Source organism: Actinosynnema sp. NPDC004786, from assembly GCF_053601135.1.
Map to the genome: position 1 here is coordinate 41790 of NZ_JBSGBG010000032.1, position 12689 is coordinate 54478.

At 74.5% G+C, this 12689-nt stretch carries 12 protein-coding genes; 6 read left to right on the plus strand and 6 right to left on the minus strand.

The annotated features are described in order from the left end of the window. Positions 1-49: 49 nt before the first annotated feature. Both ACWEFJ_RS25740 and ACWEFJ_RS25745 read left to right on the plus strand, forming a co-directional pair. Positions 50-856, plus strand: coding sequence for an NADP-dependent oxidoreductase (locus tag ACWEFJ_RS25740; RefSeq protein WP_378083724.1), 807 nt, complete (start codon positions 50-52; stop codon positions 854-856). Positions 857-928: 72 nt separating this feature from the next. Continuing rightward, a complete protein-coding gene (locus ACWEFJ_RS25745) occupies positions 929-1171 on the plus strand; it encodes a PspC domain-containing protein (RefSeq protein WP_378083725.1) in 243 nt (80 codons plus the stop codon). Between the two features lie 6 nt (positions 1172-1177). Here ACWEFJ_RS25745 and ACWEFJ_RS25750 read toward each other — a convergent pair whose 3' ends face one another. The 5 genes from ACWEFJ_RS25750 to ACWEFJ_RS25770 all read right to left on the minus strand — a co-directional run bounded on the left by ACWEFJ_RS25750 (position 1178) and on the right by ACWEFJ_RS25770 (position 6288). Next, positions 1178-2530, minus strand: coding sequence for a beta-N-acetylhexosaminidase (locus ACWEFJ_RS25750; RefSeq protein WP_378083727.1), 1353 nt, complete (start codon positions 2528-2530; stop codon positions 1178-1180). Continuing rightward, the gene (locus ACWEFJ_RS25755; RefSeq protein WP_378083729.1) at positions 2527-3372 is read right to left on the minus strand and encodes a carbohydrate ABC transporter permease; all 846 of its coding nucleotides are present in this window, start codon (positions 3370-3372) and stop codon (positions 2527-2529) included. Before ACWEFJ_RS25755 ends, ACWEFJ_RS25750 begins: the two co-directional genes overlap by 4 nt. Continuing rightward, positions 3369-4256 (minus strand): carbohydrate ABC transporter permease, encoded by an 888-nt coding sequence (locus tag ACWEFJ_RS25760; RefSeq protein ID WP_449715313.1) that lies wholly within the window; start codon positions 4254-4256, stop codon positions 3369-3371. The genes ACWEFJ_RS25755 and ACWEFJ_RS25760 overlap by 4 nt, the downstream gene beginning before the upstream one ends. Beyond that, positions 4256-5530, minus strand: coding sequence for an extracellular solute-binding protein (locus tag ACWEFJ_RS25765; RefSeq protein ID WP_449715314.1), 1275 nt, complete (start codon positions 5528-5530; stop codon positions 4256-4258). Before ACWEFJ_RS25765 ends, ACWEFJ_RS25760 begins: the two co-directional genes overlap by 1 nt. A 104-nt stretch (positions 5531-5634) precedes the next feature. Further along, complete coding sequence (locus ACWEFJ_RS25770) at positions 5635-6288, minus strand: copper homeostasis protein CutC (protein WP_378083734.1); 654 nt, start codon at positions 6286-6288, stop codon at positions 5635-5637. 131 nt (positions 6289-6419) lie between these two features. On the opposite strand from ACWEFJ_RS25770, the gene ACWEFJ_RS25775 reads away from it, so the two are divergent. The 4 genes from ACWEFJ_RS25775 (at position 6420) to ACWEFJ_RS25790 (ending at position 11238) form a co-directional block, all read left to right on the plus strand. Next, the gene (locus ACWEFJ_RS25775) at positions 6420-6629 is read left to right on the plus strand and encodes a hypothetical protein (RefSeq protein WP_449715315.1); all 210 of its coding nucleotides are present in this window, start codon (positions 6420-6422) and stop codon (positions 6627-6629) included. Between the two features lie 184 nt (positions 6630-6813). Beyond that, the gene (locus ACWEFJ_RS25780; RefSeq protein WP_378083740.1) at positions 6814-7419 is read left to right on the plus strand and encodes an RNA polymerase sigma factor; all 606 of its coding nucleotides are present in this window, start codon (positions 6814-6816) and stop codon (positions 7417-7419) included. Positions 7420-7478: 59 nt separating this feature from the next. Beyond that, positions 7479-7901, plus strand: a complete 423-nt coding sequence (locus tag ACWEFJ_RS25785; protein WP_378083815.1) for a carboxypeptidase regulatory-like domain-containing protein — start codon at positions 7479-7481, stop codon at positions 7899-7901. A gap of 121 nt (positions 7902-8022) precedes the next feature. Further along, a complete protein-coding gene (locus tag ACWEFJ_RS25790) occupies positions 8023-11238 on the plus strand; it encodes a CHAT domain-containing protein (protein ID WP_449715316.1) in 3216 nt (1071 codons plus the stop codon). 270 nt (positions 11239-11508) lie between these two features. Here the strand turns inward: ACWEFJ_RS25790 and ACWEFJ_RS25795 are convergent, their stop codons facing one another. Then, on the minus strand, positions 11509-12288 hold the full coding sequence (locus ACWEFJ_RS25795; RefSeq protein ID WP_449715317.1) for a phosphodiesterase: 780 nt from the start codon (positions 12286-12288) through the stop codon (positions 11509-11511). Positions 12289-12689: the final 401 nt, after the last annotated feature.

Here is a 12689-nt window from a genome sequence, read left to right on the forward strand (position 1 = left end):
GATCCACGCGCATGGATCGTCTTCCGGGTGGCGCTTAACGTTCGCCGACATGAGGAGCGCACGGATCCACGCGTACGGCGGGCCCGAGGTGATCGTGGTGGACGACGTCCCCATCCCGGAGCCCGGGCCCGGCCGGGTGCTGGTGCGGGTGGCCGCGACCTCCTTCAACCCGACGGAGGTCGCGGTGCGGGCCGGCCGGTTCGCCCTCCCGCTGCCGCACGCGCTGGGCTGGGACGTGGCGGGCACGGTCGACGGCGCGCCGGTGGTCGGCTGGATCGAGGGCGCGGCCGCCGAGTACGCCGTCGCCCCGCCGGAACGGCTGGTCCCCGCGCCGCGCGCCATCCCGCTCGCGGACGCCGCCGCGCTGCCCCTGGCCGGGCTCAGCGCGTGGCAGATGGTGGTCGAGCACGGGGGCGTGCGGCCCGGTCACCGGGTGCTGGTCAACGGCGCGGGCGGCGGGATCGGCGGCTTCGCGGTGCAGTTGGCCAAGCACGCGGGCGCGCACGTGACCGCCACCGCGTCCGCGCGCAGCGCCGCCGCCGTGCGGGCCCTGGGCGCGGACGAGGTCGTCGGGTACGGGCCGGTGGGGCGGTTCGACGTCGTGCTCAACCTGGTCGCCGACGCGGAGGTGGCCCGGCTGGGCGGGGTCGTCGTCTCCGCCACCGCGAGCGACGCCCCCGACGCCCACTTCGTCACCCGGTTCGACGCGGACGGGCTCGCGCGGCTGGTGGACCTGGTGGACCGGGGCGTGGTGGCGGTCGACGTGTCGGAGCGGCACGACCTCGCGGACCTGCCGGAACTGCACCGGCGGGCCGAGGCGGGCGACCTCAGGGGCAAGGTCCTGGTGACACCCTGAGGGCGGGGGTCCGGGGGAAGTCAGGGTGCGTCCCCGATGCCCCGAACGGCCCCCGCGGAGCACCCTTGAGCCATGACGAACAACACGATGCACCAGGCCACCGACGTGCTGAACCAGGCGACCGACAAGGTCAGGAAGTTCCGCCGCAGCCGCACCGACAGGATGGTCGCCGGCGTCTGCGGCGGCGCCGCCGAGATGCTCGGGGTGGACGCCGCGCTCATCCGCATCCTGCTGGTCGCCGCCACCCTGTTCGGCGTCGGCGCCGGCGCGATCCTCTACCTCGCCGCCTGGATCCTCGTGCCCGAGGCGGAGTGACGCCGGTCAGCGGGGGAAGCCGGGCACTCCCGGCAACCGCTGCCACGGCCGGGGACCGTCGAGGGGGCGGTACTCGACGCCGAGCGCGTCGAGCCGCGGCAGGTGGTGCTCGGCCAGCCGGGTCAGGAACTCCGCCTCGTCCCGCCCGGCGGGGCTCCACACGACCTCGGCGAACGCGCTCAACCGGGGGAACGCGGCGTAGTCGAGGCGCCGCGGCGAGTCGAGGTGCTCGGTCCACAGGTTCGCCTGCGCGCCCAGCACCCGGTCCGCCGCCGCCGGCTCGTACCGGTAGACGTCCTCCAGCGTGGTGACGGTGCCGACCGGGATCGGCTCGTCGGGGTGGTCGGACTGCCGGTAGTCGAGGTAGAGGCGCCGCTCGGGGCACATCACCACGTCGTGACCGCGGTCCAGCGCGGTGAGGCCCGCGTCCTCGCCCCGCCACGCCGCGACGACGGTGCGGGTCGGCAGCGGTCCGACGCCGAGCACCTCGTCCCACCCGAACGGCCGCCGTCCGCGCTGGTGCAGGTGCTGCGCGAGGCGGCGCACGAGCCGCCCGTCGCTGCCCGCCGCCTCGTCGCCGCCGAGCCCGACCACCTCGCCGGGGAACACGTCCAGCAGCTCGTCGAACACCTGCCGGTAGAAGTCCACGACCGACTCGTCGGACCGCAGCACGTTCGGGTTGACGCCCCAGTCGGTCCACACCCCGCCGCCGGACACGCCGAGTTCCGGGTAGGCCGCGATGGCGGCCTGGCTGTGCCCCGGCACGTCGATCTCCGGCACCACGGTGACCTGCCGCTGCGCCGCGTACGCGACGACCTCCCGCAGGTCGTCCTGGGTGTAGTGGCCGCCGTGGGGCCGACCCGCGAAGCCGCCGGAGCGCCGGTCGCCGAACCGCGAGTCGGGCCGCCACCCGCCGACCTCGTGCAGCCGGGGGAAGCGCCGCGACTCGAACCGCCAGCCCTGGTCGTCGGTCAGGTGCAGGTGCAGCACGTTCAGCTTGTGCACGGCGAGCAGGTCGACGTACCGCAGCAGGTCGTGCTTGGGCAGGAAGTGCCGGGCCACGTCGAGCATCACGCCGCGCCACGCGAACCGCGGGTGGTCCACCACCTCGCACACCGGCAGCGTGACCGCGCCGGGCGGCACGGCGCGGAACGCCCGCGGCCCGCTGAGCTGCCGCAACGTCTGCCGCGCGTAGAACTCGCCCGCGTCGTCGGACGCCCGGACGCGCACGCCCTCCGCCGACACGGACAGGCGGTAGCCCTCGGCGGGGCCCGCCACCCGTTCGACCTGGAACGTGCCGTCGAACGGGACTTCGCCGTCACCCCTGGTGAACGACACGGGGCGGGGCAGGATCGTCACGACTTCACCGCCCCGGCCAGGCCCGCGACCAGTCGCCGCTGCACGAGGACGAAGAAGATCAGCACCGGGATCGTCATCAGCGTCGATCCTGCCATGATCGCGCCCCAGTCGTTCTGGTCCGGTTTGACGAACACCTGCAACGCCAGCGGCAGGGTCTGGTTCTCCGCCGCCGAGATGATGAACGTCTTGGCGAACAGGAAGTCGTTCCACGCGTGGATGAACGACAGCACGCTCGTCGCCACCAGACCGGGCGCGACCAGCGGGAACAGCACCTGCCACAGGAACCGGGACCGGGACGCGCCGTCCAGGGTCGCGGCCTCCTCCAGCTCCGCCGGCACGGCCGCGACGAACCCGCGCAGCATCCAGATCGCGAACGGCAGGCTGAACGCCAGGTGCACCAGCACCAGCGAGCCGAGGTGGTTGAGCCCGAACGCGGGCGCCACGTCCCGCACGGACCGCATGACGAAGAACAGCGGGATGGTCAGCGCCTCCACCGGCACCATCTGCACCACGAGCAGCATGATCAGCAGCGTGGTGCGGCTGCGGAACCGGAACCGGGTCAGCGCGGTGGCCGCCAGGAACGCGATCAGCAGGCTCAGCAGCACCACCGCGACCGCCACCACCACGCTGTTGAGCAGGTAGCGGCCGAAGCTCTGCACGGTCAACGCCCGCACGAAGCTGTCGAGCGTGGGCGCGAGGGTCCACGGCCGCGGGTCGGCCGAGATCACCTCCGCCTCCGGCTTGAGCGCCGTGAGCACCATCCAGTACAGCGGGAACGCCACCACGGCGGCCACGGCGACCGTGACGCCCTCGGCGATCCCCCGCGACACGCGCCGGTTCACAGCACCTCCCCGCTCCGCCGCAACGCCCGCAGGTAGCCGAGGGTGACGAGCAGCAGCAGCACCGTCATCACCACGCCGATGGCCGCGCCGAGCCCGTACTCGGAGGCGGCGAACGCCTGCTGGTAGGCGTAGACGTTGAGCACCAGGTTCCGGCCGGCGATGCCGCCGCCGTTGGTCATGACGTAGACCTGGGTGAACACCTTGAAGTCCCAGATGATCGACTGGATCGTCACCACGATCAGCAGCGGCCGCAGCAGCGGCAGGATCACGCTCCGCGCGGTCCTCGCCGTGCTCGCGCCGTCCAGCGCGGCGGCCTCCAGCACCTCGCCCGGGACGGCCTTGATCCCCGCGTACAGGGTGACCATGACGAACGGGAACGAGCACCAGATCACCTGCGCCGCGACCAGCCCGAACGCCACCCACTTGTCGTAGGTCCAGGAGAACCCGGTGGTGCCCAGGACCTCGTTGACGAACCCGAGGTTGGCGTCGAACAGGAACAGCCAGATCGTGGACCCGGCGACCGCGGGCGTCGCCCACGCGCCCAGCGCGGCCAGGAACAACGTCGTCCGGGCCCAGGCGCGGACCCTGGTGGCCAGCACCGCGAGCACGGTCCCGACCAGCAGGGTCCCCGCCACGCACACCGCGGCGAACGCGACGGTCTGCCCCAGCACGGACCAGAACCGCGCGTCGGCGAACAGGGTCGCGTAGTTGCCCAGGCCCAGGAAGGTCAGCGGCGCGCCGCCGCTGACCTGCTCCTGGCCGTAGTCGAACAGGGAGATCAGCACGAGCTGGTAGATCGGGTAGCCCATCAGCCCGACCAGCACCAGCAGGGCCGGGGCGAGGTAGGCGTACGCGATCCGCCCGTCGCCCTTGCGCGCGGTCATCACGAGCCGAAGGCGGCGTTCATCTGCTCGGCGGCGGCCGCGGCGGCCCGGTCGAGGTCCTCCCCGCCGGCCGCGACCTGCTGCACCAGCGTCGGCAGCACGGCCTGCGCGTCGATCTTGGCCCAATTCGGGGTGACCGGCACGAACCGCGTGCCCGCCTCCAGGGTCGCGATGAACGGCTCCAGCACCGGGTTGGCCTTCGCCACCTCGGCCTGCACGTCGGCGAACGTCGGCAGGTTGCCCATGGCGTCGAACATCCTGCGCTGGTACTGCTTGCCGCCCAGCAGCCGCACGAAGTCCTCGGCCAGCGTCCTGCGCTCGGTGCCCTTCAGCACGCCGAGCAGGTTGCCGCCCGCGAACGCGGGGGCGATCTCGCCCGCCTTCCTGCCGGGCAGCGGCACGACCGCGTACTTGCCCGCGGCGGCGGAGGCGTCGACCGACTTGCGGTTGAAGTCGCCGCCGACGACCATCGCGGCCTTGCCGGCGCGGAACGCCTCGACGCTCGCGTCGCCGCCGTTGCCGGCGCACTGGGCGGGCGGGCAGATGTCGTCCGCGATCAGCTCGGTGTACTGGCGCAGGCCGGCCTTGGACTCGGGGCTGTCGATGGCCGCGACGTACCGGTCGCCGTCCTTGCGGGCGATGTCGCCGCCGTTGGCCCACACGAACGGCAGCGCGCCGTAGGTGTACTTGCCGCCGGCGGAGATGCCGAGCAGGTCGGGCTTCGCGGCGCGGATCCGCCGGGCGAGCGGCGCGATCTCCTCCAGCGTGGCCGGCGGCTGGAGGTTCAGCTCCCGGAAGACGTCGGTGCGGTAGTAGAGCGCGCGCACGCCGACGAACCACGGCACGCCGTAGACCTTCCCGTCCACCTTGCCGGTGTCCAGGACGGCGGGCAGCAGGTCCTTCGCGTCCGGCCAGTCGCCGAGGTCGAGTTCGGCGAACCCGCCGCCCGCGACGTAGCCGGCCAGGTCGGTGTTGCCGAACTCGGCGACGTCGGGCGCGCTGCTCGGGTCGCTGAAGGCGGCCTTGAACCGCTCGGCGCGGGTCTGCACCTGGATGTACTGCACGTCCACCGTGACGCCCTGGTGCGCCTGCTCGAACTCGGCGACCGCGTCCCGGACGACGGCCTCCTTCGGGCCCCGGTTGACCTCGTCGAACAGCCAGACCCGGAGCTGCCCGGTCTGCTCGTCGCCGCCGGCGGGCGCCGGGCCGGACTGGACCGGGGCGCACCCGGCCAGCACGACGGCGCCCACGACCGCTGCTACTGCGAACCGCATCTCGCCCACCTTTCCGGTGTGTCGCACCCCAGCGCGTTGCGTCATCTGCAACGGCCATTTCACGGGAAGCAACGGCGATGCTAATGTCCGGATCGGCAAGCGGTCTAGACCAAGTTCGCCCAGGTCCGGACCGCGTCGGCGGACACCGGGGCGTCCCACCCGCCTGGCCGCACGGCGCTCCCGACGTGGAACCCGGTGACGCCCACGGCCTTCAGCGGGGCGACGTGCCCGGCCTTGAGCCCGCCGCCGACGAGCAGCCGGGCCGCGCCCTGCCGGGCGGCCAGCCGCTCCAGCACGCCGAACCCGTCCGCGACGCCCTTAGCGCTGCCCGCGGCGAGGACCGTGTCGCAGCCCAACCGGGTGACCACGCCCCACGCCGCCTCCGGGTCGGCCGAGTTGTCCAGCGCGCGGTGGAACGTCCACGCGCACCCGTCCAGCTCCGCGACCAGGGCCGCGCACGCCGCCTCGTCCACCCACCCGTCGGCGTCGAGGAAGCCGAGCACGAACTCCGACGCGCCCGCCTCGCGCAGCGCCGCGGCGTCGCGCCGCAGGCGGTCCAGGTCGCCGGGCGCGAACCCGGGCGCGTCCCGGAGCATGACGCGGACCGGCAGGTCGGTCGCGGAGAGCACGTCGCGCAGCACGGCGACCGGCGGCGTCAGCCCGTCCGCGGCCATGTCGACGGTGAGTTCCAGCCGGTCCGCGCCACCGGCCTGCGCGGCCTCGGCGTCGGTGGCGTCCAGTGCGATGACCTCGAGCATGGTCTGGACCATAGTGCGCGGTGGGCCGGCCGGGCTGTTCCGTGAACTGTTAAGGCGCGCAGGTGTATCCACCGTAGAACTACTCACTCCTTATCTGATGACCGGTCCTCAACCCCGAATGAGGAGGCCGCATGAGCGCCACTCCGCCTGGCGTCGAAGAGCTGGACCCCGCACGGGCCGTCACCGACGAACTGGAGGAGCAGTTCGCCGGGGAGGACCCCGCGGACGGGGTGGACCCGACCGAACAGCCGGACGACGACCTGCCGGTCGCGCCGACGGGGCACCACCAGACCCACGGCGTGCCCGCCGACGTGACCGCCACGCCGGTCGCCGGCGACTGAAAGCCTCCGGGGGGAGGGGGTGGCGGTCGGTCGGCTTCGAGGGGTGTCGATCGGCGGCCACCGCGCTTGGGGGGAGGCGGTCCGCGGTGCGAGGGGGGCATCGCGGACCGCCGCCGCGCCGGTCACGGGACCGGTGTGTGACGATCAGCTCCGGCTGGGGGGACGCCGAGGAGGAGGTGACGACGTGGGAGAACTGCGCACGGCCGGTGAGCGCCCACCGTGGGAAGGGCTCGACGGGACGGACCGGCACGCGGCCTGCGTCGTCGCCGCGCGCGACGGCGACCGCAGGGCGCTGGACGTGCTGGTCGCCGACCTGACGCCGCTGGTGTGGCACGTGGCGCGCGGGCACGGGCTGGACCGCAGCACCGCCGAGGACGTGGTGCAGACGGTCTGGCTCGCGCTGCTGCGGCACCTCGACCGCCTGGTCGAGCCGCGCGCCCTGGCCGGGTGGCTCGTCGTCGCGACGCGCCGCGAGGCCCAACGGACCTGGACACCGGCTCGCCGCGAGGCGGCGCTGAGCGACGAGCTGGCGGAACAACTGGAGAGCGAGTACGGCCTGCCCGAGGACGCCGCCCTGGTCGACGACCGGGACCACCGGCTGTGGCGGGCGTTCGGCCGACTGTCGCAGAGGTGCCAGGAACTCCTGCGACTCACCGTGCTGGCCGGCCGGGCGGAGTACCGCGCGGTCGCCGAGGCACTGTCCATGCCACGCGGCAGCATCGGCCCCACCCGGGGCCGGTGCCTGACCATGTTGCGCACACATCTCGACGCGGAAGGAGGATCGCGGTGAACGACATCGACCCGCGCGATGACCGCAGAGGCCAAGAGGACACCGCTGTCCTCACGGAACTGAACCGCCTGGTGTACGAGTTGGACGCGCCCCCACCGGGGCTCGTCGAACGGATCCAGTTCGCGGTGGCGCTGGAGAACCTGGACGTCGAGGTGGCCCGCTGGGAACGCGCGGGCTCGTTCGCGGGGGTGCGCGGGGGCAGCCCCGGCACGATCACCTTCACGGTGGACAACCTGACGTTGATGGTGAACTTCACCTCGACCGGCGCGCGGCACCGCATCGACGGCTGGCTCGTGCCCGCCGGCGAGCACACCGTCGAGGTACGGGTGGCCGAGCACGAGTCCAGCACCACCAAGGCCGACGACGGCGGCCGGTTCGTGCTGTCCGACGTGCCCGCCGGCACCACGCAGATCGTGGTGCACCTGGTCGACTCGCGGGGCGAGCCCGGCCGGACGGTCGTCACGCCGACGATCATGTTGTAGCGCCCGCCGCGGTGGGTCGACCGGCAGGGCGCTCACGGAGAGTGATCCGTTCGGCTCACGCAGAACCTCCACAAGACGGCTTCTCGGCCACGTTCCGTGTGCTGGCATTAAGGACGTGCCCGTGCCTCGTGCTGCCCCGTCGACCTCCCCGCGCTCGGCGGACGCCCTCGAAGCCGCCAGGGACCTGCACGGACGGGCCTACCGTGCGGCGTCGGCCGGGCGGCCCGCGGAAGCGGTGACCCTGCTGCGGCGCGGCCTGCGGGCACTGCCGGTGATGTCGTCGGACGTCGAAGTGACCACGGTCCGCATCCGGATCCTGATCACCCTCTCGTACGGCGAGGCCGAGACCGACTCGGTCGAGGACGGCCTGGCGCGGCTGCGGACGGCGGACGGGTTGATCGCGACGCTGCCCGAGGGGCGGGACGCGGTCGGCCTGCGGGCGATCGTGAAGGACCAGGAAGCGCTCATCCTGCACCGGGCGGGGCGGACCGCCGAGGCCCTCGCGCTGCACGACGAGTCGGTGCGCGAGCTGGAGGCCGGGTGGGCGGCCGGCGCGGTCGGCGCGGCGACGCTGGCGACGGCCCTGATGAACCGCGGGTTGACCACCATCGCGTTCGGCCTGCCGGAGGCCGCGGAGCGCGACCTGGGGCGCACGATCGAGCTGGCCGAGGCCGACGACCTGCCGCTGTTGAAGGCGAAGGCGCTGGGGAACCTCGGCGACGTCGCGCACCTGACCGGTGACGTGCCCCGGTCGCTGGCCCACCACGAGCAGGCGGAGCGGATGTTCCGGGTGCTCGCGCCCGACCTGGTGGCGCGGACCCGGATCGACCGGGCGCGGGTGATGCTCGCCGCCGGGTTGGCGGACGAGGCGGCCGGGCACCTGGACGAGGCGCTGGTCGTGCTGCGGCGGCGGCGCGTGGGGCAGGACCTGGCGGAGGCCGAGCTGGCGCGTGCCGCGGCGGCGCTGCTGCAAGGCGACCCGGCGACCGCGCGTCAGCTGGCGGACCAGGCCCAACGCCGGTTCCGGCGGCGGGGCAGCCGGTCGTGGGCCGAGCTGGCGGCCCTGATGCGGCTGCGCGCCGACTTCGCCGCCACCGCCTCCCCCGACACCGCCTCCCGCGACACCGCCACCGCCTCCCCCGACGCGGAACCCGCCCCACCGCCCGCCGAACCCCCTCCCGCCGAGCCCTCACCCCCTCCTGTCCCGTCTCTGCCCGCTCCCGCGCGACCCGCGCCCCCTTCCGCCGAATCCCCCTTCGCTGCTGCCGAGCCCTCGTCCGCCTCGGCCGGACCCCCGTCCGGGGGAACATTCATCCCTCATCCGGGTGTTTCGGCGACCGCTCACCCCGGCGGTCCGGCGGCCACCCGGCCCGATGGCTCGGCGGGCTTCCGTCCCGGCGGCTCGGCGGCTGCCCAACCCGATGGCTCGGCGGCTGCCCGCCCCGGCGGTCCGGCGGCCACCCGGCTCGATGGCTCGGCGGGCTTCCGTCCCGGCGGCTCGGCGGCTGCCCAACCCGATGGCTCGGCGGCTGCCCGCCCCGGCGGTCCGGCGGCCACCCGGCTCGATGGCTCGGCGGGCTTCCGTCCCGGCGGCTCGGCGGCTGCCCAACCCGATGGCTCGGCGGCTGCTCGCCCCGGCGGCTCGGCGGTCCCCCGCGCGGATGGCGCGGCGGCTGCCCGACCCGATGGCTCGGCGGCTGCCCGACCCGGCGGTCCGGCGGTCGCCGCGCGGCGGTCGCGCGGACCCGCCCGCGTCACACCGGCCCGCGCGACCCGGCTGGCCGACCGGCTGACCGCCGCCGGCCTGACCGACGAGGCGGCCGTGGCGCGCCTGCTCGCCGTGCGGACCGCGATCCGCCGGGGCGACCCGGCCACCGCCCGCGCGGTGCTCGACCGGGTGCCGGAGCCGGGTCCGATCACGCCGGTCGACCACCGGATGCTGCTGCGGCTGTGCCGGGCCGAGCTGGCGGTGGCCGTCGGCGAGCCGGGGCGCGCGTTGCGGGAGGCCGAGGAGGGGCTGGCCGAGCTGGGGCGCGTACGCGACCGGATGGGCGGCCTCGACCTGCTGTGCGGCACCGCCGTGCACGGCCGTGAGCTGGGCGAACTGGCCGTCGGGCTGGTGCTGGAGCACGACGGCGACGCCGAGGCGACCTTCGACTGGCTGGAGCGGACGCGGGCGCAGGTCTACCGGTACGAGCCGCTGCCGGCCATCGACGACCCGGTGCTGGCGCGGCGGGTGGCGCAGTCGCGGTCGTTGTCACGGGCCGTGCAGCAGGCCCGGTTGGACGGCCGGCCGGTCGCCGAGCTGGAGGATCGGCTGGACGAGCTGCACCGCGAGGTGGCACGACTGGGGTGGCACACGAGCGTGTGGGGCCGACCACGCCCCGTGGCCGGTGTGGCCGCCATCCGTGCCGCATTGGGTGACCGTGCCCTGGTGAGCTTCGTGACCCACCGCGACGTGCTGTCGGCCGTGGTCCTGGTGGCGGGCGGGGCGACGCTCGTACGGCTGGGTCGGGCCGCGGAGCTGTTCGAGGACGTCCGGCAACTGCACGCCGACGTGGACGTGCTCGCCCCCGACCACCTCCCGCCGGCGCTGGCGGGTGCCGTCGCGGCATCCGCCGCACTGCGCGCCGAGCGGCTGGACGAAGCCCTGATGGGGCCGCTGGCCGGGCTGGTCGGACGGCGCGAGCTGGTCGTCGTGCCGACCGGTGAGCTGTACGCGGTGCCGTGGCACGCGCTGCCGTCGCTGCGCGGCCGGCCGGTCGTCGTCGCGCCCTCGGCGACCGCGTGGCTGACCTCGGTGTCCACACCGACGTCCGCGACCCGGGTCGTGCTGGTCGGCGGGCCGGGGCTGCCGGAGGTCGTCGGCGAGGTGAGCGACCTGCGCGCCACCTACCCCGATGCAGTGACACCCGAAGCAGTGAATGACGTCCTGGCGAGCCTGGACGGCGCGCGGCTCGCGCACCTGGCCGCGCACGGCGAGCACGTCACCGACAACGCCCTGTTCTCCCGGCTGGAACTCGTCGACGGTCCCCTGTTCGCCCACGAAACCGCCCGCCTCCGCACCGCGCCCGAGCAGGTCGTGCTGGCCGCGTGCTCGCTGGCGCTGAGCCACATCCGGCCCGGCGACGAGGCGCTGGGTTTCGCCGGCGCGCTGCTGGCGAGCGGGTCGCGCACCGTGGTGGCCGCGGTCAACAAGGTGGGCGACCGGGCCGCCGCGCACACCATGGCAACGTTCCACGCGGCCGTCGCCACCGGCAAACCACTACCCCACGCCCTGGCCGAAGCAACCGCCACCGACCCCCTCCGCCGCCCGTTCGTGTGCTTCGGCGGCTAACCCCTCCCCCTGCCCTTCCCCTGCCCTTCCCCCCACCTGCCGCCCACCCCACCCGACCACCGCTCACCCCGCACTCACCCCATCTCCCGCCCGTCCCCGACCAGTCACCCATCCACGCGGCCCGCCTTCCCCAGGGCTCGCTCGTCACGGGTCTGCTCACCACGGGGGCCGCGCGTCACGGGTCTGCTCGCCACGGGGCCGCGCGTCGCGGGTCCGCTCGCCACGGGGCCTGCTCGCCACGGGCGTCGGGCGTCACGGGCCTGCCAGGGCTCAAAACCCGCCGAGCAACGCCCCCGCGTGGCTCACCGCCACGGTGTGCGTGGCGAACCCCGACTCGGTCCCGACGTGCAGCAGGAAACCGGTGGGCTCGGCGAGGTACCCGGTCTGCCGGTCGGCGCGCAGCGTGAGCGACGTCTGCCGGTACGTGCTGGGCGAGACCGACACCTCCGTGCCCGCGAACGGCACGCTGATCGCCCGGTGCACGTGCCCGGCCAGGACCCGGGCCACGTTGCCGTGCCGGGCGAGCACGGCACCCAGCGCCGGCCCGTCCTCCAGCCGCATGCCGTCGAGGAGCGGGATCCCGACCGCCACGGGCGGGTGGTGCAGGCAGACGAACGCCGGCACCTCGGGCCGCTCCCCCAGCACGCCGTCGAGCCAGGCCAACTGCTCGTCACCGAGCCACCCGGCCGGCCCGTCCGGCCGCCACGAGTCAAGCGCGATCACCGTGAAGCCGGGGTGGGCGACCGCGTACCGCGCCGACGTCCCACCGCCGAGGAACGCCGTGCCGCCGAACACCTCCACCAACGCCTGCGGGTCGTCGTGATTGCCGGTGGTCAGGTGCAGCGGCAGGGGGAAGCCGCCGATCAGCTCGCGCAGCTGCTCGTAGTCGGCGACCTGCCCGTGGTCCGCCAGGTCGCCCGTGATCACCACGCAGTCGGGCCGCGGGTCCAGCGCGAGCACGCGGCCCAGCGCCAGGCGCAGCGAAGCGGCCGGTTCGGCGGCCAGGGCATCCGTCCGCAGGTGCGGGTCGCTCAGGTGCGCGATGAGCACGTGGTCAGCTCCAGTCCGAGGGGGTCGAGCCTGCGGCATGCCCTGTGTCGGGGCGGCGGGTCGGAGGGTGGGAGGCGGCGGGTGTCGGGGCGGTGGGTGTCGGGGGGCGGGTGTGAGGCGGCGGGTGGTGAAGCGGCGAGTGTCGGGGGGCGGGCGTCGGGGGCGGGCGTGGGGTGGGCGGCTGGGTAGCGGTCGGCGGGTGGCGGGGCGGGTGGGCGGCTAGGTGGCGGGTGGTGGGAGGCGGGGATCGGGGGTGGATGGGCAGGCGGGGTGGATGGGCAGGCCGGGTGGTTCGGGGTTCGGTCTCGTTTTAACCGAGGTGCGGTAACGGTGTTTCCGTACACTTTCCGGCCGATCTCACCCGATCGTGTATCCGAGGTCGTGCGGGGCAGTGCGGGAGG